General features: G+C 59.5%; 18 protein-coding genes. 8 read left to right on the forward strand and 10 right to left on the reverse strand.

Annotated features, from left to right (window positions below; all coding sequences use genetic code 11):
• Positions 1–200: 200 nt before the first annotated feature.
• The 5 genes from AC1D10_RS15355 to AC1D10_RS15375 form a co-directional block, all read right to left on the reverse strand.
• Positions 201–443 (reverse strand): hypothetical protein, encoded by a 243-nt coding sequence (locus AC1D10_RS15355; protein WP_477273146.1) that lies wholly within the window; start codon positions 441–443, stop codon positions 201–203.
• 277 nt (positions 444–720) lie between these two features.
• On the reverse strand, positions 721–1,440 hold the full coding sequence (locus AC1D10_RS15360) for a Crp/Fnr family transcriptional regulator (RefSeq protein WP_379092791.1): 720 nt from the start codon (positions 1,438–1,440) through the stop codon (positions 721–723).
• A 187-nt stretch (positions 1,441–1,627) separates the two neighbouring features.
• Positions 1,628–1,909, reverse strand: a complete 282-nt coding sequence (locus tag AC1D10_RS15365) for a hypothetical protein (protein WP_477273148.1) — start codon at positions 1,907–1,909, stop codon at positions 1,628–1,630.
• Between the two features lie 341 nt (positions 1,910–2,250).
• Positions 2,251–4,557, reverse strand: a complete 2,307-nt coding sequence (locus AC1D10_RS15370) for a mannose-1-phosphate guanylyltransferase/mannose-6-phosphate isomerase (protein ID WP_477273150.1) — start codon at positions 4,555–4,557, stop codon at positions 2,251–2,253.
• A 27-nt stretch (positions 4,558–4,584) separates the two neighbouring features.
• Positions 4,585–6,105, reverse strand: coding sequence for a phosphomannomutase/phosphoglucomutase (locus AC1D10_RS15375; protein ID WP_477273152.1), 1,521 nt, complete (start codon positions 6,103–6,105; stop codon positions 4,585–4,587).
• 217 nt (positions 6,106–6,322) lie between these two features.
• Here AC1D10_RS15375 and AC1D10_RS15380 point away from each other — a divergent pair, with 217 nt between their 5' ends.
• From AC1D10_RS15380 to AC1D10_RS15390, 3 genes are all read left to right on the forward strand, one after another.
• A complete protein-coding gene (locus AC1D10_RS15380) occupies positions 6,323–6,658 on the forward strand; it encodes a hypothetical protein (RefSeq protein WP_379092779.1) in 336 nt (111 codons plus the stop codon).
• Between the two features lie 174 nt (positions 6,659–6,832).
• Entirely contained in the window at positions 6,833–8,674 is a 1,842-nt protein-coding gene (locus AC1D10_RS15385) for a GumC family protein (protein ID WP_477273155.1), read from the forward strand.
• A gap of 169 nt (positions 8,675–8,843) precedes the next feature.
• Positions 8,844–9,638 carry a sugar transferase gene (locus AC1D10_RS15390; RefSeq protein ID WP_477273157.1) on the forward strand — a complete coding sequence of 265 codons (795 nt, stop codon included), beginning with the start codon at positions 8,844–8,846 and terminating at the stop codon, positions 9,636–9,638.
• Positions 9,639–9,651: 13 nt separating this feature from the next.
• Here AC1D10_RS15390 and AC1D10_RS15395 read toward each other — a convergent pair whose 3' ends face one another.
• The 3 genes from AC1D10_RS15395 to AC1D10_RS15405 form a co-directional block, all read right to left on the reverse strand.
• Complete coding sequence (locus AC1D10_RS15395; protein WP_477273159.1) at positions 9,652–9,888, reverse strand: hypothetical protein; 237 nt, start codon at positions 9,886–9,888, stop codon at positions 9,652–9,654.
• Positions 9,889–10,153: 265 nt separating this feature from the next.
• A complete protein-coding gene (locus tag AC1D10_RS15400; protein ID WP_477273161.1) occupies positions 10,154–11,464 on the reverse strand; it encodes a polysaccharide biosynthesis/export family protein in 1,311 nt (436 codons plus the stop codon).
• A gap of 14 nt (positions 11,465–11,478) precedes the next feature.
• Entirely contained in the window at positions 11,479–12,351 is an 873-nt protein-coding gene (locus AC1D10_RS15405) for a glycosyltransferase family 2 protein (RefSeq protein WP_477273163.1), read from the reverse strand.
• Positions 12,352–12,594: 243 nt separating this feature from the next.
• Here AC1D10_RS15405 and AC1D10_RS15410 point away from each other — a divergent pair, with 243 nt between their 5' ends.
• A complete protein-coding gene (locus AC1D10_RS15410; protein WP_477273165.1) occupies positions 12,595–13,827 on the forward strand; it encodes a glycosyltransferase in 1,233 nt (410 codons plus the stop codon).
• Here AC1D10_RS15410 and AC1D10_RS15415 read toward each other — a convergent pair.
• Positions 13,820–14,950, reverse strand: a complete 1,131-nt coding sequence (locus AC1D10_RS15415; protein ID WP_477273167.1) for a glycosyltransferase family 4 protein — start codon at positions 14,948–14,950, stop codon at positions 13,820–13,822. The genes AC1D10_RS15410 and AC1D10_RS15415 overlap by 8 nt on opposite strands.
• A gap of 196 nt (positions 14,951–15,146) precedes the next feature.
• Here AC1D10_RS15415 and AC1D10_RS15420 point away from each other — a divergent pair, with 196 nt between their 5' ends.
• From AC1D10_RS15420 to AC1D10_RS15435, 4 genes are all read left to right on the forward strand, one after another.
• Positions 15,147–16,424, forward strand: coding sequence for a glycosyltransferase family 4 protein (locus AC1D10_RS15420; RefSeq protein WP_477273169.1), 1,278 nt, complete (start codon positions 15,147–15,149; stop codon positions 16,422–16,424).
• 267 nt (positions 16,425–16,691) lie between these two features.
• On the forward strand, positions 16,692–18,146 hold the full coding sequence (locus AC1D10_RS15425; protein WP_477273171.1) for a polysaccharide pyruvyl transferase family protein: 1,455 nt from the start codon (positions 16,692–16,694) through the stop codon (positions 18,144–18,146).
• Between the two features lie 3 nt (positions 18,147–18,149).
• The gene (locus AC1D10_RS15430; protein WP_477273173.1) at positions 18,150–19,127 is read left to right on the forward strand and encodes a glycosyltransferase family 2 protein; all 978 of its coding nucleotides are present in this window, start codon (positions 18,150–18,152) and stop codon (positions 19,125–19,127) included.
• An 85-nt stretch (positions 19,128–19,212) separates the two neighbouring features.
• Positions 19,213–20,142, forward strand: a complete 930-nt coding sequence (locus AC1D10_RS15435; protein ID WP_477273175.1) for a glycosyltransferase family 8 protein — start codon at positions 19,213–19,215, stop codon at positions 20,140–20,142.
• A 178-nt stretch (positions 20,143–20,320) separates the two neighbouring features.
• Here the strand turns inward: AC1D10_RS15435 and AC1D10_RS15440 are convergent, their stop codons facing one another.
• Positions 20,321–21,778 (reverse strand): oligosaccharide flippase family protein, encoded by a 1,458-nt coding sequence (locus AC1D10_RS15440; protein WP_477273177.1) that lies wholly within the window; start codon positions 21,776–21,778, stop codon positions 20,321–20,323.
• Positions 21,779–21,790 lie beyond the last annotated feature (12 nt).

Here is a 21,790-nt window from a genome sequence, read left to right on the forward strand (position 1 = left end):
CTAATGTAAAGTGAAGCATGGAATGAACGAGCGCAAAGGTCTGGCGACGACCGACAAACGATAACGACCTGCATCGTGAGCATGTTCGAGAAACCGCTCTGCCTCACCGCGCTGACGACCAGGGAAAAGGAAAGGCGCAAGCGCTCGCCAAGGAGATCGATGACCAAAGTCAGGATCCAGAAGATCACCCCAAGTAAGCGCTAGTTGCCCCCTGCTTGGCTGAATACAACCGTCCCGTCGTCTTTGCGAACTTCCACTGCGACGATGCCTTCATGCTGCTTTCGACCAGGAAACGTCGCCAGCGCATGATCTCTTGCGGCTTTCTCGGCATCGAAGGGCGTCTTTTCAACGATCCCCTGTTTCCCGTACCAGATCACTGTATAGGGCACCGCTGACACGCTCCTGCAAATCGACAGAATGCGCGCCGATGCCAGCACGTGCAAGCCTCGCCCCCGCAAGGGCGCACGTTTGACGTTTCAGCAGGAAGATAGCCGGCGCCGCTCGCTTGAGGTTGCTCGGCAAAAAGCTGCAGATCTGATGGGGCCGTTCAGTCGACTGCATGACGTGCCGCCGGCATGCCGATCTCGAGATTCAGGCGCTCGTTGCCGCCTGGGCGAAGACTACGGCTGCATGCATTGGGATCTGATCACGGTGCTGTACTGCCAGCCATGCCGCGAAGCCGGAGAACTTCGGGGCCTTGGCGTCGGACTCCGATAGGCCTTAGCTTTCGATATACTCGTGCTCGAATCCAGAAAATTTCGTCAAGGCCGGTTGATCGAGCACGTGAACATGGCCTTGGCGGAATTCTAGAAGCTTGCGCTCGCGCAGTTCCCGCAGCATTCGATTGACATGAATCGGAGTGAGGCCGAGAGCGTCCGCGAGATCGTACTGGGTGAGAGGGCATTCATAGCTGTTGCGGGTAACCGAGCCAATTCGTTCCAGGCGCGCCCTCAGTTCGAGGAAGAGATGCGCTGTCCGCGCCAGGGCGCTGCGTCGTCCTACATTGGTGAGATGTTGAGCAATGACCGCTCCGTTGTGCACGAGGGTTTCGAGAACAAGGGAGAAGAGATGGGGCGACTGCATTGCAGCAAGGGTAAACGTCTTGGTCGAAGCCACCAACACCGTAAGTTCGGTTTGAGCCACAAACGTTTCAAGAGCGCTGCCCGAGTACGACTGAGGCAGGACGATATCGCCTCTCAGTGCAAAATCCAGAATTTGTCGCTGCCCGCCCGCGAGTTCATGAGAAATGCACCCCCAGCCCGACTCGACTATGAACACGCGATCGCTGTCCTCGCCCTGATTGACGATGACCGTCTCCGCCAGATAGCGCTTTGGCGTGAATCCCAGCGTCTTGATAAGCGCCGTATCGTCGTCGTTAAGTCCGACATACGATGGACGATTTTCATTTCCGCGCAAAAATGGATGTGAAGCGTACGTCATCTACAACCCCGCCCGATATCTACCCCAAAATACCTCCCTCGGATAGAACATACATCAAATTTGATGTGATGAGTATCCGTTCAGTGGCCACTATCGATTGGTGTAGCGACGGCACTTTTCGTTGAAAATGTACAGGTTCCACCGGCTCGCCGACGCCACGATTCGAAATCGGCACAGGGCGGCACGGCTAAGTTTTGTTTCTCTTGAAATTTTCCCGCATGGACTCGACTATTTCGCTGGCAATGAGACAGCTGCGATTGTCCACTTGATCGGCGGCATTTCGTAACGTCGTCGACGCGTCCCTGAGCAATCCTCTGATCTCTGCTGCTGACAAAAGCTCGGATGCTTCGAGTTCCAGCAGCACGGATTCACTCACGTGCAGCGCAGCAAGCGCCACCGCTCTCGGCCTGGTAGCAAGCAGTTTTAGAAGGTCACCGCTGGGCTTGGTACGCGCTTTTTTTTTTGCCATCGTTGCGTCTCAACCGTTCGGAAGAAGATTCATAGGCTCAAAATTACAACGCCCCGACGAGTTAACCGCAGTTCCAAGATCGGAAGATGTCGTTCAATGCTTCTCTTTGGGCATATCCTACGAGCATACTATCCCGCTTTGCAGCCGCGACACAGAGGTATGGGATACCGAATTCGCCGTAGCTACTACTCCCTACCACCTCGGCCCCATGGCGACCGCCAGCACGAAAGCGACCGCTGCCGGCGCGCACGCCAAGGCCGCCACCTGGCGGCCATAAGGTGCCAGGAGCCCACTTTTTGCGGCCCACGGCAGCACGACCATCGTATCCCAAGATCGGCGCATTAGCGGCGACTCCGTACCTGCTTCAAACCTGTCTTGCTCACATCCAACGCTGGAAGCGGGAAAGGTTCGACCTGTCCTCCAGTCTTGTCCAGATACTGCATCAACGCCGTCACCAGGTGGTAGAAGATGCTCGCGGGGACCTCCGTCGCCTGTGACCTTCCGCGCTCGTCAATCCTGTCGACCCACAAGCCAAGCGGTGCGGGGTCGATATGCCATCTGAACAGGCGGGCGACACGAGCTTCGATCTCGGGTTTCAGATCAGGCCCGCCAATGCCGTCCAGGGCGACGGCTGCCTTGACGGCTTCGCATTGCGGCCAGCTGCGGGAGAGCCGGTCGAGAGGCATTCCCTGCCGCGATACGGCAGCGTAAGCCAAACCTGTGGCCCGGTTCAATCCGCTGGCGACAGCCGACGAATAGAGCTTCCTTGCGTAGGCGACCAGGTCCTTTTGCCCGCTCGCCCGCGCGAAGTCGACTAGCAGCGAAGCCCATTCGAAATGATGCCCTGGTTCGGTCCACTGTCCTTTGTCTCCCGGCAACGGCAGCCAATCGACGTCGAAATGTTCCCCGAGCGTCCAGCTTTCCTGGTCGAAGAAATGGCACCGGAAGAGATCGATGACGCGCGCCGCCCGACGCAGATATGCGCGGTCGCCGGTGACGCTGTGCCAGGCAAGAAAGGATTCCAGCATGTGCATGTGTGGGTTCGAAGACCGCACCCCGTTCCAGCCAGGGCTCTCGAGGAACCCGCTCAGACTGTCGTCCTCAAGATGGGTGTCGACGAAATGAAATGTCTGTTGTGCAAGCCGCAGGGCATCCTGATGGCCGCATCGATGAGCATGAGCCAGCGCCAGGAGTACGCAGGAATGGTCGTATGCGTCCTCGGTCGGGTCCGCCACGCTGCCGTTGGGATTAAGAGTGCGCACCCAGCCGCCACGGTCGGTGCGGCCGTATTTCGCGATGAAGTCGATCCCGTGGTCGATGAGTTTGTCGGCCGGTCCAGCCCAGCCGCGTTCCTTGGCGACGGCGAAAGCGTAAATCTGGCGAGCCATCGTGCGCATGCGCTTGGGTTTGCCCAACGGCCTTGCATCGAAGCCGAGAGCCTCGTGGAAGCCGCCATATACATCGTCGACACCTGCAGTGGACCACAGCGGCAGGGTTTCTTCGAAGAGCCAGTGTTCGACGCGCTTGCGCCATGAGCCACTGATGACGACCCGGTCTTCCGAGGCGGTGAATTTCGTTTCGAGGCGTCCGCTCTTCTCGAGCTGTTCGACGACTTTTTTCACGTTCTGGCTGTGGCTGACGGGGGCGACGAATACCGCGTCCGGCGTCGCCACTATCGCCACATCCTTCATCCCGACGACGGTCAGCAGTCTGCCCTGGCTTCTGAAGTAGGAGTTGTTGCAATCCATGGCGACGATGTCACCCATTACGACGTTGCCGTCGCAGTCCGTCGGGCTGGCTTCCAGCAGCGATTGCCACGATCCAAGGTCGTTCCAGCGGAAGGAAGCGGTGACCATCGCGATGTCGCGCGCATGCTCCATGACCGCGTAGTCGATCGACGTCGAGGGGACAGCCGAGTAGAAGCCCTGTGGCAGGTATAGGCCCGAGACGTCGGCCCGCGCGGCCTTATAGGCCCGTTCCGCCGCGTCCCAGATGTCTGGCTGGAAGTCGAGAAAAGCCTTCCGCATGGTGTCGGCACGAAACAGGAAAATGCCGGCGTTCCAGTAGAATCTTCCTGAAGACAGGTATTGGCAGGCCGTCTTGGCGTCTGGCTTTTCGACAAAGCGCGAAACTGAGGCTACTCCGTCGTCATTTGCCGTGGCCTCGATGTAGCCATATCCGGTTTCGGGATGCGTCGGCTTGATGCCGAATACGATGATACTTCCTGAGTCGGCGGCAGGTACGCCCGCCTCGACGGTTTCCCAGAATTGCGTTTCGGTCGTTATCTGATGGTCTGAGGGGACCACGAGCACAAGCGCGTCGGCGCCATGTTCGGAGATCGTTTGCAGGGTGGCTATGGCGACCGCGGCGGCGGTATTGCGGCCGACCGGCTCGAAGATGGGTCTGCCGCCGTTCAGGCCGAGCGGAACTATGTCCGAGATGAGGCGGTCGGCATGCCGTTCGGAGGCTATCAGGTAAACCGGCGTCTCGCCGTCCGGCCGCGCCTTGAGGCGCCGAACAGTCTTGGCAAGCATGGAGCCATCACCCGAGAGGTCATGGAATTGCTTGGGATTGTCTTCGCGCGAGAGCGGCCACAGCCGTGAGCCGACGCCCCCACTCATGACAAAACTTACGATCCGATCCGGCATGGTCCAATTCCTCTCAGCCAATTCCTCTCAGAATGTCTGGTTGTAGGCTCCGACCTCTGGATTGTGGCGCAGCACGGCATCGAGAGCCTCGAACATCTCGCGACGTCGCTCCGGCGAGACGGGGCTTTCCACCACCACGACGATTTCCGGTTTGTTAGACGAAGCCCTGACCAGACCCCATGTGCCGTCTTCGGCAACGACACGCACCCCATTCACCGTGACGAGATTGGCCAGCGGCTGGCCAGCGAACTCGATCCCGTCCCCCTTCATTTTCGTGAATTCCCCGACAACTTTCGCGACCACGCCGTATTTCACCTCGTCCGGGCAGTGGGGCGACATCGTCGGGGTACCGAAGGTCAACGGCAGATCACGGTAAAGGTCTGCGAGTGTCTTGCCTGGGTTGCGGTCGAGCATCTCGCAAACGGCGATCGCGGTGAGGAGCCCGTCGTCGTAGCCGCGTCCGATCGGCGGGTTGAAGAAGAAATGTCCCGACTTCTCGAAGCCAGCGATGGCGTTGAGTTCGGCAACGCGCCTCTTGATGTAGGAGTGCCCGGTCTTCCAGTAATCAGTCCTTGCACCGTTTCGCACGAGAACGGGATCTGTCATGAAAAGCCCCGTCGATTTGACGTCCACGACGAAGACGGATTTCGGATGCAGTCCGGAGATGTCTCGCGCCAGCATGACGCCGACCTTGTCTGCGAAAATCTCATTGCCCTCGTTGTCGACCACGCCACAGCGGTCGCCGTCGCCGTCGAAGCCGAGCCCGACATCGGCACCCGTCTCCAGAACCTTGTCCCGGATCGCGTGCAGCATCTGCATGTCTTCGGGATTGGGATTGTAGCGCGGAAACGTGTGGTTCAGCTCTACGTCCAGTGGGATGACTTCGCAGCCGATGCCTTCCAGCGCCTGCGGTGCAAAAGCGCCCGCTGTGCCGTTGCCGCACGCCGCCACCACCTTCAGCTTTCGGCCGAGGTTCCTTCCGGCTGTCAGGTCTTCGATGTATCTCTCGCGAAATCCGGGCACGAATTCATAGCTTCCCCCGCCTATGAGATCGAAATCGCCGTCCAGCACGAGCGCCTTCAAAGCGGTCATCTCCTCGGGCCCGAATGTCAGAGGCCGTTGCGCTCCCATCTTCACTCCGGTCCAGCCATTCTCGTTGTGGGAGGCCGTAACCATGGCCACCGACGGAGCGTCGAGCGCGAACTGGGCGAAATAGGCCGTGGGAGAAAGTGCCAGGCCGATGTCCTTGACGCGTGCGCCAGCCGCCATCAAGCCGGAGACCAGCGCCATCTTGATCGCCATGGAATAGCTGCGGAAATCATGGCCGGTAACGATGTCCGGCCCGACACCCATTCGGCGGATCAAGGTGCCGAGCCCCATGCCGATCGCCTGCACGCCCATTAGATTGAGTTCGGGTTCTTTGTCCGAGCCTGGCTGCCCGAACCACCAGCGCGCATCGTATTCCCGGAAGCCAGTGGCTTTGATCAGAGCACTGGTTTCGAAGGCAAATGTGTTTGGCCTGGCTTGGCCGACTATGGTCACGGTCACTGTTTCCGCTCTGCAGTTACAGGGAACAGTCGTAGCATGCTGTCGGACGCAGTCCCCTTCATGAATTCGAGTAGCCCTAACGCCCTGGTTTGCGCGCCCTCATCCAATAGGAGCATGCCCGCCGATGGCCGAAAGGATGTCTCGTCCAAGCACGGGGGTCTTGTATTCTGGAAGGTGCGTCCTGCTCGGGCGCTGACGAAAAAGGGTGGGCTGCAAGATGCCGCTGACCGCATTCAGGTTCCCGTTCCGCGAGGATGTCGACGAAAGGCGGTTCGGTCGCCTGGCTCGCCTTCTCGAGGTCATTCAAGTGGAAATCGAAAGGGAATCCGCGGCACTGCGTCCGTCCGTAGAAAGGATGACGGACTGCGCCGCGTTCGCTTTGGAGGCGATGGAAAATGGCGAGAGCCCCGAACGCATATCCGCGCGGATCGATGTCCTCGCGCGGAACCTGGCACTCAACCGCGGACGGCAGGCGTTGCTGGAACAGCAGATGTCATTTGTCGACAGGACGAGAGCAGGGCTGCCGCGCGTTCTCCCTTCCCATAGGGCGTAGGGTCCATACGCCAATTGGCGGCGTTTACCTTCCGGGGCGCAGGCGTAATCTTTCGCGGCAGTCTGGGATCGCGGGGCCTCGGCTTTCAATGAAAACATCGGCCGAATGCCATGGACCGCCTGCATGGGGACGGCGTGCGCGCAGGATTTCCCGGCACGCCTGCAGGAGAGTTGAATGAACCGCATGTTCCCCAATCAATGGCCCCCGACAACGGACCAGCAGGCTTCCGCCGGTCAGGAGTTTATTAGCCTCTCCGACATAACCGAATTTCTGCGGCACTACGTTGGAACCATCATCGCCTGCCTTGCTGCGGCTCTTCTGGTGGCCGGGTTCTACAATTCGACCACCGACCCAACTTACATCGCCAGCGCACAGATTCTGATCGAACCGAAATTGCCACAACACCTGCAGGAGGGTGGCGAAGTAGATTTGTCATTGGATACCGCCCAGGTGGAAAGCCAGATAGCAGTGATGCAGTCGGAAAAGATCGCCAATATGGTCCTCGACCAGTTGAAACTCGTCAACGATCCCCAGTTCAACCGTCCGCAGACTCCGATTTTTCTAGAAAGATTCAAGAGGATAGGAGCAATCCTGCTCGACGCTTTCGGGCTCAGGAAAGACGCCTGGTTCACGTCGCTTGGAGAGCATTTCGGCCTCGACGTGCCTGAAACACCTGCGAAGCTGACCGATTACCAAAAGTCCCGGCGCAGCATGCTGATTTTCCGCAACGGCCTCGACGTCCGCAGAGTCGGCGTTTCCTACGCGATAGACATATCCTTCACCTCTCTCGATCCCGAAGGTGCAGCCAGGGTTGCGAACGCCACGGCCGATGCCTTCGTGCGTGAACAGATCGAAACCAAGGCCGACGCGGCAAGGGAAGGCGGCGCGTGGCTCGAGATGCGCCTCAAACAGCTGCGCACCCAGATGAACGGGGCCATGGCGAAGGCGCAAGAGTTCCGGTCACGGCACGATTACAGCGTCGGCAATGAAGCCAACGAGGAAGGTGGGGCGAACGCGGTGCCGACGCTCGAAGAACTTGAGGTGACTGCTGAAACCTACCAGAAGATGTACGAGAGCTTCCTGCAAGCCTACACCAACTCGGTAAGCCAGCAGTCATACCCGGTCGCCGACGCAAGGGTGATCACAGCTGCGACGGCGCCGCTCTATCCGAGCACTCCAAGGCCGAAGTTGATGCTAGCCTTCGCGGCGGTCGCCGGGCTCATTCTCGGCATCGGACTTTCGTTTGCGAGGCATACGTTCGACTGGACCATAAGGTCGCCACGACACATCCGGGACAACCTGGATGTCGAATGTATCGGCGAACTGCCGCCCATCAGTTGGAGAAGCGAATCCGGCCACCTCGACGAAGTGGCAAAATATCCGCACTCCCGATACAGCCACAGTCTCAGAAAAGCGCGAACCGAAATCAGCCTTGCCGAAACCAGCCGCCCGATCAAGTTGCTTGGGTTGACGGCTGCATCCAACGACAGTTCGAAGAGTTCGGTCGCCAGCAATCTTGCCACGCTTTATTCGATGTCTGGCCTGAAGACGTTGGTAATTGACGCCGACGTCAGGCGACCGATCATGACCCACCGGCTGCTCGGCCCATCGAGCGCCCTCGATAAACCGGTCCAGGACCCTGTCCGGCTCAACATCGTCCGCGCTCCTGGGCGGCCCTTCGACTTGCTTCCAAGTTCGGTGGTGGACGCCGGGCACCTGCTGGCACCAGGCAACATGGAGGCGTTCCTCTCGGATCTGACCGCTCGCGACCTTGCCGGCTACGAACTTGCCGCCTACGACATCGTCATCCTGGACCTGCCGACGCTTGCCTCGGGAGCTGACGAACTGATTGTCGGATCCGTCCTGGATGGCGTCGTCGTCGTTGCCGAGTGGGGCAAGACACATGTCCAAACGCTGCGGGAATTCGTCAGGACGCTGCAGGCCAGCAGGACAACCATCCTGGGCGTGCTCCTGACGAAGGCCCGCGCGATGAAGTCCGAGCACCGCAGAGCATGAAACTAGTGGCGAGATATTCCTCCTTCGGAAGTCGCAAAAGCGTGAAGGGGGATCATTCCTTGGGATTAGGGGGATAGCCCCGGAGCGTCACGCTACCTCCTTTGCCTTTCTTGCCGACAAGCCCCGACCTTGGAAGACTGACTAGAACAATTCAAACAGCAACCGTCCCATGACAACAAACGCCTTCGAGTCGCATCAGGGAACCCCGATCTGGGTTCAGCCACCTCTATCCGTGGCGGCTGACAGCCGAACGGCAGTCATGCACGTTCTTCCTGCACCCGACCACAACAGTGCCGGGGCAGTGTTGACAGACCTGTCGCCCACCATCAGGGCGGGAACGACGAACCCTCCTATCGGAGGTCTCCTGAAGCGGATCATGGACCTGGTCATAGCGGGCACGGCCCTTATCATGGCAGCGCCAGTGATGATCGTCGTTGCCCTGCTGATCAGGATGACCGCAGGAGGCCCGGCAGTGTTCTCGCACCGCCGTATCGGGTTCGGCGGAAAGCCGTTCGATTGCTACAAGTTTCGCTCGATGGTTGCCAATTCGGAAGAAGTTCTGAAAGCATATCTCGATGCCAACCCTGATGTCTGCAAGGAGTGGGAGGAGACCCACAAGATCAGGAACGACCCGCGCGTCACCCTCCTTGGGTGGATGCTCCGCAAGTCGAGCCTCGACGAACTCCCCCAGCTCTTCAACATCATCCGCGGCGACATGAGCTGCGTCGGTCCAAGGCCCATCGTGAAGGACGAACTCAAACGCTACGGCGACCACCTGGGCGAATACCTTCGGACGAGGCCGGGACTCACCGGTCTCTGGCAGGTGAGCGGAAGAAGCAATATGGACTACGCCAACCGCGTGGCGCTGGACAGCCAGTATGTGCGGAACTGGTCTGTTTGGCTCGACATCGTGATCTTGTTCAGGACGGTTTTCGCAGTGATGCGCTTCGACAGGGCTTCCTGAAGTCCCGACCCGGTCACCCTTCCTTCCGCCTCCAGTGGGCGGACAGGGACAGGCCGATGAGATAGGCGCAAGCCAGCACGAATGCCAGGATCAGGAATTTGGTGACGGTCACATGACCTGGCAACCCAAGGCCATTCCAGGCAAAGCTTCCGATCACAAGCAGCGCAGTCGCCGCGATCAGGGCGGGAGCCTTGAACCGTAGTCCCATCAGAACGCCTGCCGCCGATACAGCCATTGCACTCATGAGCACCGACATCTCCAGTGATACCCGCAGGACTGATTGCCTCACTACGGCAGGGAAGGTTTCGTCAGCGTGTGCCCACTGATATGCGGCCTCAAAGTGCATGGCAAGTGCCAGGGTATTGCGTAGACGATCCGGTTAAGCGTCGCCCCCAGTTTTCTTGCGCCCTTGTGTTCTTCGTACTCCCAGGCGGCTTCCGGCCGGTTTCAGCCTCCGAAGTCCATGCCAATGGGGACAGCGAACTGCCGCCCTCGCTGAATCAATACAAGCTTGATCAGTTGGTGCCCTGAACCGGGATCGTCTCCGCCTGCACGCTGCCGCCTGCAGGTAGGGCAGCCAAGCCGGATTGCGGCGGCGGGATCTCGATCTTCACGGTATCGCCTGGCTCGATCGGCGTCGTTTCCTCGGCCGCGAGCTCCTCCGAGCCGCTGTCCGTCGTCCTCACGATCTTGAAGATCGGCTTGGCCCTTTGGGCGCGCTCTCTAAGGGCGAGCAGAGCAGGGGCCGTGACCTCGGTTTCGTGCAGCAACTGCACTGCGGTGTCGGCCTTGCTGGTTACTTCATTGAGCTGCAGCTGCGTCTCGCGCAAGGACGCGGCGACTTCGCTGGCTTGGGTGTTGCCGAGGTTGAGGATCTCGATGTCGGTCTTGCTTATCTCCTGCCTGACTCGCAAGACCGAGGTCTCGGCAGCCAACCTGTCGCTCTGCATCTGTGCGACCGTTCCCTGCAGAGAGAGTTCCCGCGGTGCAACCGCCAGCCCCTTCTGGACAAGGGCCGAAACACCCGCGAGTTCCTTCTGGATAAGTTCAATCTGTTGATCATGGAAGGCCAGCTGCTGGCCGAGCGAGGTCAGTTCCTTTTCCAGGAAATCCCTGAGTTCGCGGAGGGAACGGAGTTGCGTCGTCATCGCTTCCTTGCGGACGGCGAAGATCTTGCGCTCCTGGTCCATCGCCACCGCGACCGTCTCGTTCGAAGCCCTGTCTTTCAGTTGCACAGGGAAAGCGATGTCGTCGCTGCCAGCCAGTTCCGATTCCAGCCGCGCTTTGCGGGCGAGCAGACCGACGCTGCTCAGCGCCAACAGACCCACGTCGCCCTGGCCCGCGATGACTTCACGCTCGAGCCTCGACATGTCTTCCTCGCGTGTTCGCAGGCCGCCGGCGATTCCCAGCGCCTGCAAAACCGTCAGTCCGGGCCTGAAGGGAAACTCGCCAGGCTGCGTGACGTAGCCGACTATGTAGAACGGCCTGTACTGGACAATCTCGACGGCGACATCAGGCTGGCGGCCGAGGCCCATGTGCTGCATCAGGCGGTCGCCGATCGCGCGGGCGAGATCCCCGGGGGCGGTGCCCTGCGCCCGTATCTGGCCGACAAACGGAAGGAAGAGCGTGCCGTCGGCACCGACAACGAAACTGTCGTTGAGAGCCGTCCATTCGAAGATCACGTCGCGTGATGCGCGCCATTCGTAAACCTTGAGCCTGACCTTGTCCTGAGGTCCGAGGAGATACTCGGCAGCCACCGTCGGCAAGGGGCAGACAGCCGCCGCCGCCAATGAAGCCGCCGCCACCGTCACAAGCCATTTCCGCATTGTCTTTCCCGCTGTCAGATTTTCAGGATGTATTCGGGTTCGATTCGTCCGATGGCGATGTGCAGGATCGCCAGCATGTTGCCCCTGAGCCTGCCCCTGCGATCGATATACGGCTCGGGCCGCAGGCTCTTTGCGAGGTTGGCCGCAATATTCCTGAACATCAGGGGAAGCGCGAAAGAGGCCGGAACGGAGCCCTTCTTGATCAGGTAGATCGCATTCGCAACCTGGGAGTAGCCGAACCGTTTTCCGCTGACCCGCCCAGTCTTGATACCGAGGTGGACGCCCGTGATTGCAGTCACGCAGACGACGCGACCTTTGGATCTCATTTGGCTGGTGAAGTCGATGTCTTCCTGCCAGCCGTACAGGACCAGGCGCTCGTCGAAGCGCAAATCGCCCACAAATGAGGAACGGAAGGACATGTTGCATCCGTATGCACCGACATGGTCGACCACCGATGGTCCATCATGTTCCTTGCTCTTGGTTTCCCGCAAGGCGGCTTCGGCATCTTCCCAGGTGAGGCCGGCATTCGTGGCCCCGTCCCTGACGACCATGCCCATCACCACCGCCCATCCGTCATTTTCCACGAAAGCTTTCTCGACCTGCTCCAGGTATGCGGCGGACGGAACGAAATCGTCGTCGAAGAATGTGATGATGTCGAAGCGCCCCAGGGAAGGTACGAGAGCCCTGTTCCGCTGGGCAGCCAGTCCCTTCGGTCCGAAAACGAGCGACACCGGGAAAGGGCAGCTTTCCGGCAGTTCGACATGCGTGGCGTCGGGCGCCGACACTATGACCTCGTCAGGAAGCCTCGTCTGGCCGCCCAAATACCCAAGCAGGCGCGCGACCTGTCCGCTGCGGCCAAGGGTCGGGATGATCACTATGAGTCTCATGCTCGATCCAGTTTCGGTTCCGCCGAACCTAGACCGGCGAGTGGACCGAAACAGCCTGCATAAAAGGAGAGGGAGAAGCTTGGCCTACCGCCGGACACAGGCTTTCGGAGTATCCCCGGTCAACGACCACAGCCATAAGTATTAGACAGGCATGCGCCTGCAGCAGTCTGTAACCGATCGGACAACTTGCCGGAGCAATGACATGGAATGGAGACTGCCGGCCTGATGAGGCTAGGGGGATCCATGCTCCACGAACGCTCTTCCGATTTGGCCATCGCGGCCAAGGTCGATGTACCCATCGAGGAGTTGCCAGCGGCGACGGCGCTTGGCGTCGACAGGTACGCGAAGATAGCGATCGTTCATGACTGGTGCCCGAATTTCCGGGGAGGGGAAAGGGTTCTGGCGCAAATCTGCAAGCAGTTCCCCAATGCTGAAGTCTTCACGCTTTTCGATTTCCTGCCGCTCGAGGTGAAGGAGCAATATTTCCACGACGTGGAATTCCATACGTCCGCGGCCAACCGGATCCCGATGGTCCAGAAATTCTATCGATCCCTCTTCTTCTTTTGCCCCTTCCTGATCGAACAGTTCGATGTGACAGGCTACGATGCGGTGATCTCGTCTTCGGCCGCATTTTCGCGTGGCGTGATCACCAGGCCGGACCAGCCGCATCTCTGCTATGTGCACAGCCCCGTCCGCTACGCCTGGGACGAGCAGTTTTCCTATCTTCAGCAAGGACGGCTTGGCTTCGGCCCCAAGGGAATGCTCTATCGGTACATGCTCCATCGCCTGAGGACATGGGATACGAGAACCGCGCACGGTCCGGACCTGATGCTGGCGAATTCGAATTATGTCCGCTCCCGGATCCAGCATATTTACGGACGCGAGGCGCGCGTCGTTTTCCCACCGGTCCCACTGGCAGAACTGCCCTGTGTGGAGGACAAGGACGACTACTACGTTTCGGCGTCCTTCCTCGCCCCCTACAAGCGCACCGACCTTGTCATCCAGGCCTTCAACGAGATGCCGTCGCGGCGACTGGTCATCGTTGGCGAAGGGCAGCAGTCAGCCAGCTTGCGGGCGCTTGCTGGCCCGAACGTCACCTTCTCGGGTTACCTGCCCCGGAAAGACTATGTGGACACCCTGGCGCGAGCGAAGGCGATGGTCTTTGCGGGCTGCGAGGATTTTGGCATAGCGCTGGCCGAGGCGCAGGCCTGCGGCACGCCTCTGGTCGCCTTCGGCCGCGGCGGGGCCGTCGACATCGTACAGCGCCTGGGATCATCCCCCGAGCCGACAGGGGTATTGTTCAAGGCTCAGACCGTCGATCACCTCAAGGAGGCAGTCGAACGGTTCGAAGAGAACAGCTACGCCATCGCGCCCCGCGCTTGCGCCAAGAATGCTGGACGTTTTTCAGAAGAGAACTTCGACCGCGCGATCCTGGAATCACTCGGGGCCGTCCAGGCACTTCACGAGATCATGTGAATTCGCGCGCCCTGACGACCTTCGTTTCCGTATCGACGCCGTCTGCGGCCGCCATCGCCTCGAGATAACGCAAGGCAGTCGCCCTCCAGCTGTATGCCGAGGCTCTCCCCCGTCCCTTGCCTATCATCTGCAGTCGCAAGGCCTGAGAACCGCGAAGCTGCACGAAACTGTCGAACCATGCGTCCTGGTCGTCGGGAGGTGCAAACAGGGCTGCGCTTCCGCAGACTTCAGGCAGGCTGGCGCGGTCGGAAACCACCACAGGGCAGCCGACGGCCATCGCCTCGAGGGCTGGAAGACCGAAGCCTTCTGTGAGCGAGGGGAAAGCCAGGCATAGCGAGTCCCTGAGCAGGGCCGCCAATTCGCCATCGGAAATGCGGCCGAGCCAGTGGATGTTTTGAGCTTCGGTCCTGGCTGATCCTGACCTAAAGACGCGCGAATCCGACATGCCGACGATCGCGATTCTGAGTCCGGCTTCGCCAAGACGATCAGCCATGTTCAGGAGGAGATCCACATTCTTGTGGGGTGCGGCACTGCCGATCAGAACAACGGTTTCCCGCGAGGCCGCCAGCCGTGTCTGTGCCGAGTGTTCAGGCTTCCACGTCAAAGCATGCTCATGGCCGTTCGGCGCTACGAAAGCCCGCTCTGCCGGGATGACGCCGCGGCGAACCAGTTCATTCAACGAGTAGTTGGAAACGGTCGAGATACCGCACGCCGTCTTGCCGAGGCCGGGCAACAGGGTCCTGTAAAGAAGCTTAAAGGCAAGGGAATAGCTCTGCGGGGCATTCCAGACGTTTGCATCATGGACGCAGACGATATGCTTGCGGGAAAGCAGCGGCCCGGTGTTGCAGAGGCTGAGCAGTCCGCTGCCATCGAGGGATGAGGGGAGCTGTGCCTGCTCCCAGACATGCCCGCTCGTGCGGCCGATCTCGCGACGTTCGATGAAAGCCAGGGGGATGTCCCCGGACCCGGACGGACAGTGCAGTCTGAGCTCGAGGCCGCGGGCGAGAGGCTCCTGTTCGGCGATCAAGGCGTCGAGAGAACGCACGACCTCGCGTGCATAACGCTGGACGCCTGTTGTCGGCTGGGAAAGAAAACGGCCATTGATCGTCCAACGTCGCGCCATGCCGTCCCCCTTGAAACCTTTAGTGTGGAGCCGCGAAGAGGCCAGGTCACCATGGCCATCGGGTCATCCGGATAAGCGCGAATCATCCGGATAGGCGAGGTTGGACAGCGTGCCTACCTCAAATGTTTGAGGGCCTGAGTGCTCCCGGGAATGCTAGTCTGGCCCAGGGTGCCGAAAGGACCGGGGAAGGGTGGACATGGGCAAACTCGAGTTCGACACGACAGAGTCGCCACCACCAAGACCGGCCAGACAGGTGAATGGACACCGAGCCGACACACTCCTGGCCAGATCTGCTGCCGACGGCGCCGAATTCCTGATCGGGCATTCCGCTCGGGTGTGCGTGGACCGGGAAGCGCCGAGGCGACGCTGGACAATAAACGGAGACTTCACGACGCTTCGGCCGACCGGAGTAGCCCGTTACGCCCGCGAGGTCACCTTGGCTCTCGACGCCCTCATTTCGGAAGGGCATCCCCTCGGTCGCGACCTGGAGATCGATCTCGTGGTGCCGCGCCCGCTTTCCGAACCTTTCGGCCTCAATGCCATCTCCGTCCGGGTCGTTCCCGAGTTCAACAGGCCGCGACTTCCCCAATTCTGGGTGCAGGCGCAGTTGCCCTGGCATGTGCCCGGAGGATTGCTGAGCTTCTGCAATCTCGCTCCGGTCGTGCTGAGGCGCCAGATCGCGTGCATCCACGACATGCACACTAGGCTCATGCCGTCGAGCTACGCGCGGGGGTTCCGGTGGGCGCACCGTCTGATCCTGCCGGCACTTGGCAGGCGGGCCGCCCGCATCACCACGGTCTCGCAACTCTCGCGCAGCCATCTGGTCGAGTTCGGGATCGCGCCAGAGGAAAACATCGTCGTCACCTACAACGGCAGCGACCATGCGAAGAGATGGGATTCAGCGAGATCGTCTCTGGCCGTCGACCGGGGCAGGCCGTATGTCCTTTGCCTTGGAAGGCGGGACCAGGAATACAAGAACATGGGGCTTCTCGCCAGGCTGGCCCCACTCCTCGACGCGATGGGTCTCGACCTCTGGATGCCAGGCGATGTCGACGAGACCACGGTCCTGAGGTACGTCCCGGAAATGCCCGGAAACATCGTCCTCCCTGGCCGAATAGGCGATGACGACTTCAAGAAGGCGCTCGAAGGTGCCCTGTGCTTCCTGTTCCCGTCACGGATCGAGGGCTTCGGGCTGCCCGCTGTCGAGGCGATGGCTTCGGGCTGCCCGGTCGTGGCCTCGACGTCGCCGTGTCTTCCCGAAATCTGTGGGGATTCGGCCCTTTATGCCGATCCCGACGACGTCCAGTCGTGGGCCGAAGCCATCCGCCTGCTGGCGCTTGCTCCTGACTTGCGGGAGCGGTTGGTCACCAAGGGGCACGCGAGGGCGAGCAGTTATTCCTGGCGCTGGATCGCGTGGAAATACCTCGAACTCATGATTCAGGTCGACGCCGATTTCGGAGAGTTCGGCAATTGACCGGCAGCCAGTCTGCGGCACGAAGCCTCTGAAGGACCGACCCTGCCGAGCTATTCAAAGCAGTCGCCGGAAGCTTCGACTAACCTGAAATAAGAGGCCTCCCAAAAGCACTGGTTCAGCCAAAAGGGTGTGTTGTTCTGCCCATAAGTTGAAGCGAGGAAACGCGGACGAGATTCTATATTAGGGTGACTAGCATTCATGCAACGAGGGAGGTGTTGGCACCGTCGTCCGAGAATGAATGTGGATTTTTACTCACCGAAATTGAGAGTGAACGGTTCGTTTATGCAGTCTCAAAATGCACAAGTTGAAACCGCGCTTGAACGTCATGTCCAAGAGCAACGACGGACCAAAGGCCGCGACCTTGCGCATGCAGCGCGAAGCACAAGGCGACTGCGGATCGCCCTGATAGGGCAGTTCGGTGTCGGCAACTTCGGCAATGACGGCTCGCTTGAGGCAATGATCGCTACGCTTCGGCGGATTTGCCCCGAAGCCGAACTGGCCGTGATTTGCACATCGCCCGAATCCGTCGCGAAAGCGTTCGGCGTGGAGACCATCAAATTGACGCGGCCGGAGATCACGTCGCGTTGGTTAAAACGAGCGAACCGCATGCTCGGTCGAGTCCCATACAAGATGTTGGGACCGATCCGGGCCTTCCTCAAACTCCGCGGCTTTCATGCTGTTGTGCTACCCGGAACCGGTGCGTTCGATGATTTTGGCGACACACCATTTGGAATGCCCTACCTTTTTCTTAAGTGGCTGCTGATGGCCAGGTTACGTGGCTGTGTCGTCGCATTTGCGAGCATCGGCGCCGGGCCTGCTTACCACCCTCTCAGTCGTGTGTTCTTTGCCTGGGCTGCCCGATGTGCGTCATACCGTTCGTTTCGTGACGGAATTTCACGAGACTTCATCCGATCCCTGGGAGTCAATGTTGCAAACGATCGGACTTTCCCCGACCTTGCTTTTGGCCTTCCAATCCCAACCGTCAAGCGCGAGATTTCGGAGGCCACTGTCGTTGGCGTGGGCGTCATGAACTACCGCGGCCGCACAGGTCGAAGTGAAACAATTTATGACACTTACATTTCCAAGCTCGCGGAGTTTGTCGCACGGACTGTGATGCGAGGCTTTGCCGTTCGGCTGATCCTGGGCCAGGACAATGACGAGGTTGCGGTGGTGGATGTCATCGAACGGCTCCGCGGCCGGCTTTCCGACGCTGAATTGGCCCGGGTCGTTTTTCGTCGGTCTGCATCGCTCCACGACGTCATGGCGCAAATGCAGACGACTGACGTCGTCGTCGCCACCCGATTTCACAATGTTGTTTGCGCCCTCCGGGTGGGGCTCCCTGTCATATCTCTCGGATACCTCGAAAAGCACGACGTGCTAGCGGCCGACACGGGTCTATCGGCCTTTTGCACCAGCGTCGAAACTTTCAGCGTCGAATGGCTTGAGTCGCGGCTGGACGCGCTCCTTGCAGAGCGGGAGGTGCGAGCGCAGCAAGTGCGCGAAACCGTTTTGCGGTACAGGCAACAACTCTTGGACCAAGAAGCCCTTCTTCGAACACAGGTTTTCGCTCAGGCGGCGTCTCGTCCGAGTCAACGTGAAGCTGGGGAGACCGACATGAACGGCGCAAGGATTCGCGAAATCGACACCGAAGATCGGATCGCAATCTCGAGTAAACTGATGGATAGTCGTGTCAAAGCGTCCAACAATTGTTGCAAGGATTGATCAATGCCACTGATTGACGTCGTTATTCCAAACTACTGCTACGGGCGTTACTTGCCTCAGTGCGTCCAGAGTATCGTGCGGCAGCAGGTGGATGATATCAGGATTTTGATCGTAGACAACGCTTCAACCGATGACAGTGTCGATGTTGCAACAGAATTGGCAAGACGGGACAAGCGCATAACAGTTGTCGCACGTGAAAAAAATCTCGGTTTGCACGCATCGTGTAATGAAGGTGTGGACTGGGCCAGATCTAAGTATTTCTTGATACTTTGCGCCGACGATTTGCTTGTCGAGGGCTGTTTTCGCCGAGCCCTTTCGGTTCTTGAACGAGAACCCGATGTTTCCTTTGCGTGTGGAGCCGAGTTGGTTTGGCATGAGGACCGTCCCTTTCCGGCATTGGAGAATTCGGCCCTCAATGCTTGGCGATTTCTGTCCATGGAATCGTTCGTTTTGGAGCGGTCGCTTCCAAGCGAGGTTCTATTTGGGAGCGGCGCAGCGCTGATCAGAACCTCAGAGCTCAAACGGGTCGGCCATTTCAGGTCGGAGGTATCCTATCTTGAGGATTTGGAAATGTATTTGCGTCTCTCGCTGGATCGCAGAGTGGCGATAACAGAGGCGATCCATGGGATAAGGCGGGTACACGGCGCGAATCTATCTGCGATATTCTGGCAGGACTTCAGGCGCGACATGATCGAGAAGAAGCTCACCTTCGATAGTTTTTTTTCGCACGAAGCAGCCGGCGTACCTGGGGTAGAAAAGCTGCGGCGGAATGTGTATCGAAACCTTGGAAAGCGTGCATACTGGTCTGGCTTGTCACACATCGCGCGCGGTCAGAGGGCAGCTGGCTTTGATCTCCTCAGGTTTGCCGCTGAGCTCTCGCCCAGCCTGGCCTACATCCCGCCGGTCGACTACCTGGTCCATCTCCCCAATCCGCTAAGCCACATCCGCTCGCGCCTGGCGGAAGCATGGAGCCGGCATTGATGACGACACAACCAGCATGTGGTTGCCGGCGCACAGGCGTCGTCTCGGACAGGATGCCTTCTTTCATCCGCAGAGAGGATAATCGATGACTGAAAAGCGGATCGGTGTCGTTTACCTGACCGACGGCAGGCGCGACGACCTGACGTATACCAGCGTCGTGGCGTTGGGATTGAGCCATGCGCGGGAAATAGACATCCATATCGTTCAATCCGGATTCCGTTCTGCTCCCCCGCCGATGGTGCTGAGGGTCCTCCAGGCGAAAGGTCATCGGCTGGCGACCCACACCCTTTCGACGGTCGACCGGGGTTTTTCCGGTCATGGCCACATAACTTCGACGACATGTGAAAAAGCCGAAGCGATCGCTGCGGTTTCGGGCGAACATGATTTCGTCTGTTACATCGACAATGATACGCTTGCCATGCGGTCTCTTGATCTGGCCGCTTTCGCCCCGAAAACACAACCTCTCGCCGCCGTCCCCGATCTCTCCATATCCACAGGTTTCGACGATCCTGCATTCTTCGAAAACTGCGACAAACATGGCCTCGCGCGGCGCTACTTCAACGCCGGCCTGCTGGCCATCAATGTCTCCAGATGGATCGACTCGGGAATTCCCGAAAGGTACGATTCCGTCATCAAGACACATGCGGACTTTTGTCCCTATCGTGACGGGCCGTGCACCCATCTCGACCAATGTGTCTTCAACATCGCCGCCAATGGGGCATGGGAGACGCTTCCTCTGGAGTTCAACGTGCAGAAATCCGCGTTCCAGACAGCCCTTTGGGATCGGGCGTTGATCCGCCACTACACCGGGCCGGAGAAATTCCTTCCGGTAAAGGCGTACCGGATAGACAGGAAGGAGCGGTCCGTGCTCAGCCGCGTATCGCGTGACTGCGGGGAACTCGGTTTGGAAATTCCTCCTGCGTATCTAGGGCTGCCTTACTGGGCCAATGCGTTGCGCAGGAAAGCAGTCCGGAGCAAAATTTCGCGGCTGATTGGCCAGTTGCCTGCAGTTTGAGGCCCTCGGTCGCTGCCTGCATTCAGGCGGTTACCAGGGCTGCTTCTCCATGGAAATCTGCGAAACAAACGAGAGGCAAACGCTCGATGCCTCCGCAATGTCGCCGGTTACCTTTTCGGAGGTCTCCAGCCAGGCCGAAGATTCGTGGCGGCGCGGGCTCGCAGATGACGGGCCAAGATCAACCTGCCGAAGCCCATGCCCGCCGGAGTGCCGGCAAAATCTTGATGATCTCGTCAAGCAGGGGATGCCGGGTGATTATCAATCCGGCCGACCATCCCCCGAACGCCAACAATCCCGCTCCAGTGGCTTCCATGTTGGAGAGGCCGAAGCCGGAACCGGAAATCCCGATTGCTGCGAGGGGAGGGACCGCGCTCGCGAAGGCAACGACTGCACTTTTCCATAGCGCCGCAGCGATGTCCCTGCGTCTCAGTCCTAGCCTACGCCGGACGAAGCTCAAGGCAATATATGCCTGGAAGGGAACAGTCACCAGCATGCACCAGGCGGCCGCGTGCAATCCGCCGAAGACGACGGCTACGGAGAGGAGAATGCCGGATAGCGGGAAGACGATCAGTGCCCGGATGAACAAGTCGCGGATTGCTCCCAACGCGACCATTACGGGGTAATTGAGTTCGAAACTGAAGGAGAAAAGGAGGGCGACCCCAACGATTTGCACGAGCGGCGCAGCCTCGGTCCACTGGTGACCGAGCACGATGTCCACGATTGGGTATGCCAGAACCGACAGTACGAGGAGGGCGGGCCAGTGGAGCGCGGTGATGAGGGAAAGGGCGGATAGATAGGGACGTTTCAAATCCCTGCCTTGCCTGACCTCGGCCGAGAAGGCGGGCAGCACGACCGCCATGGCGCCTCCGATAACCAGCTTGTCGGGTATCTGGCCAATCCAGAGCGTCCTGCTGAAGAGGGCTGCAGCATTCGGCGATATGAAGCGGCCCAGCAGGAGTAGGGGCAGGGCGTCAAAGATGCGGAAAAGTATGGCCATAACGCCGTTGTATCCACCGAATGAGATCATTCCGCGCCAGTTGGCCAGGGACGGCTTGAACATCCAGAAATTGGGGCATAGGGCGAGGGCGAGGCCTGCGGCAAGCCCGCTGCCGATCAGCCATGCCCAGGCAAAGCTCATGTAGCTGAAGCCCGCCAATGCCAGCGCCATCGTTGCTGCAGAGTTTGTCACCGCTCCCGTTATGTCGATGGCGGCTACTTTGCCGAAGGACATTTCCCTCCGCAGGAGAGCGTTGATCAGGGTGAACAAGGCGTCGAGGAAGAGGCAGGCCGAGACAACCCTGAAGTAGGGAACGAGGTTCGGCTCGCTGTAGAACGAGGCCAGGAAAGGGGAAGCGACGACGAGAGCGGCGGCGACGATCCCGGTGAGGATGAACGTCACCGTGAAGGCGCCGCGGATATCCTCGCGGCTGAGTTCCCGGCGCTGGATGAGGAAGCTCGCACTTGAGAACTCCCTTAGGGACAGGGCTATCGCCATGATGGCCATGCCGATCACCGACACCCCGATCTCTTTGGGCGTCAATATCCGGGAGACCAAGGCTGCGGTGGCAAAATTCGTCACGAGCAGGACGTAGCGTTCGCCCACGCTCATCAGGAGTGCGCGTTTTACCGAAAGCATGCGTGTCCTTCC

The sequence above is a fragment of the Mesorhizobium sp. P2_A8 genome (assembly GCF_056404935.1).

What these genes read in the sequence shown, in the direction of transcription:
- AC1D10_RS15380 (WP_379092779.1), top strand. Translation starts at nt 6,323, where the DNA reads ATGCCGCTGACCGCATTCAGGTTCCCGTTCCGCGAGGATGTCGACGAA.
- AC1D10_RS15415 (WP_477273167.1), bottom strand. Translation starts at nt 14,950, where the DNA reads ATGGCGCGACGTTGGACGATCAATGGCCGTTTTCTTTCCCAGCCGACA.
- AC1D10_RS15405 (WP_477273163.1), bottom strand. Translation starts at nt 12,351, where the DNA reads ATGAGACTCATAGTGATCATCCCGACCCTTGGCCGCAGCGGACAGGTC.
- AC1D10_RS15370 (WP_477273150.1), bottom strand. Translation starts at nt 4,557, where the DNA reads ATGCCGGATCGGATCGTAAGTTTTGTCATGAGTGGGGGCGTCGGCTCA.
- AC1D10_RS15420 (WP_477273169.1), top strand. Translation starts at nt 15,147, where the DNA reads ATGGGCAAACTCGAGTTCGACACGACAGAGTCGCCACCACCAAGACCG.
- AC1D10_RS15410 (WP_477273165.1), top strand. Translation starts at nt 12,595, where the DNA reads ATGCTCCACGAACGCTCTTCCGATTTGGCCATCGCGGCCAAGGTCGAT.
- AC1D10_RS15435 (WP_477273175.1), top strand. Translation starts at nt 19,213, where the DNA reads ATGACTGAAAAGCGGATCGGTGTCGTTTACCTGACCGACGGCAGGCGC.
- AC1D10_RS15400 (WP_477273161.1), bottom strand. Translation starts at nt 11,464, where the DNA reads ATGCGGAAATGGCTTGTGACGGTGGCGGCGGCTTCATTGGCGGCGGCG.
- AC1D10_RS15430 (WP_477273173.1), top strand. Translation starts at nt 18,150, where the DNA reads ATGCCACTGATTGACGTCGTTATTCCAAACTACTGCTACGGGCGTTAC.
- AC1D10_RS15385 (WP_477273155.1), top strand. Translation starts at nt 6,833, where the DNA reads ATGAACCGCATGTTCCCCAATCAATGGCCCCCGACAACGGACCAGCAG.
- AC1D10_RS15440 (WP_477273177.1), bottom strand. Translation starts at nt 21,778, where the DNA reads ATGCTTTCGGTAAAACGCGCACTCCTGATGAGCGTGGGCGAACGCTAC.
- AC1D10_RS15360 (WP_379092791.1), bottom strand. Translation starts at nt 1,440, where the DNA reads ATGACGTACGCTTCACATCCATTTTTGCGCGGAAATGAAAATCGTCCA.
- AC1D10_RS15390 (WP_477273157.1), top strand. Translation starts at nt 8,844, where the DNA reads ATGACAACAAACGCCTTCGAGTCGCATCAGGGAACCCCGATCTGGGTT.
- AC1D10_RS15365 (WP_477273148.1), bottom strand. Translation starts at nt 1,909, where the DNA reads ATGGCAAAAAAAAAAGCGCGTACCAAGCCCAGCGGTGACCTTCTAAAA.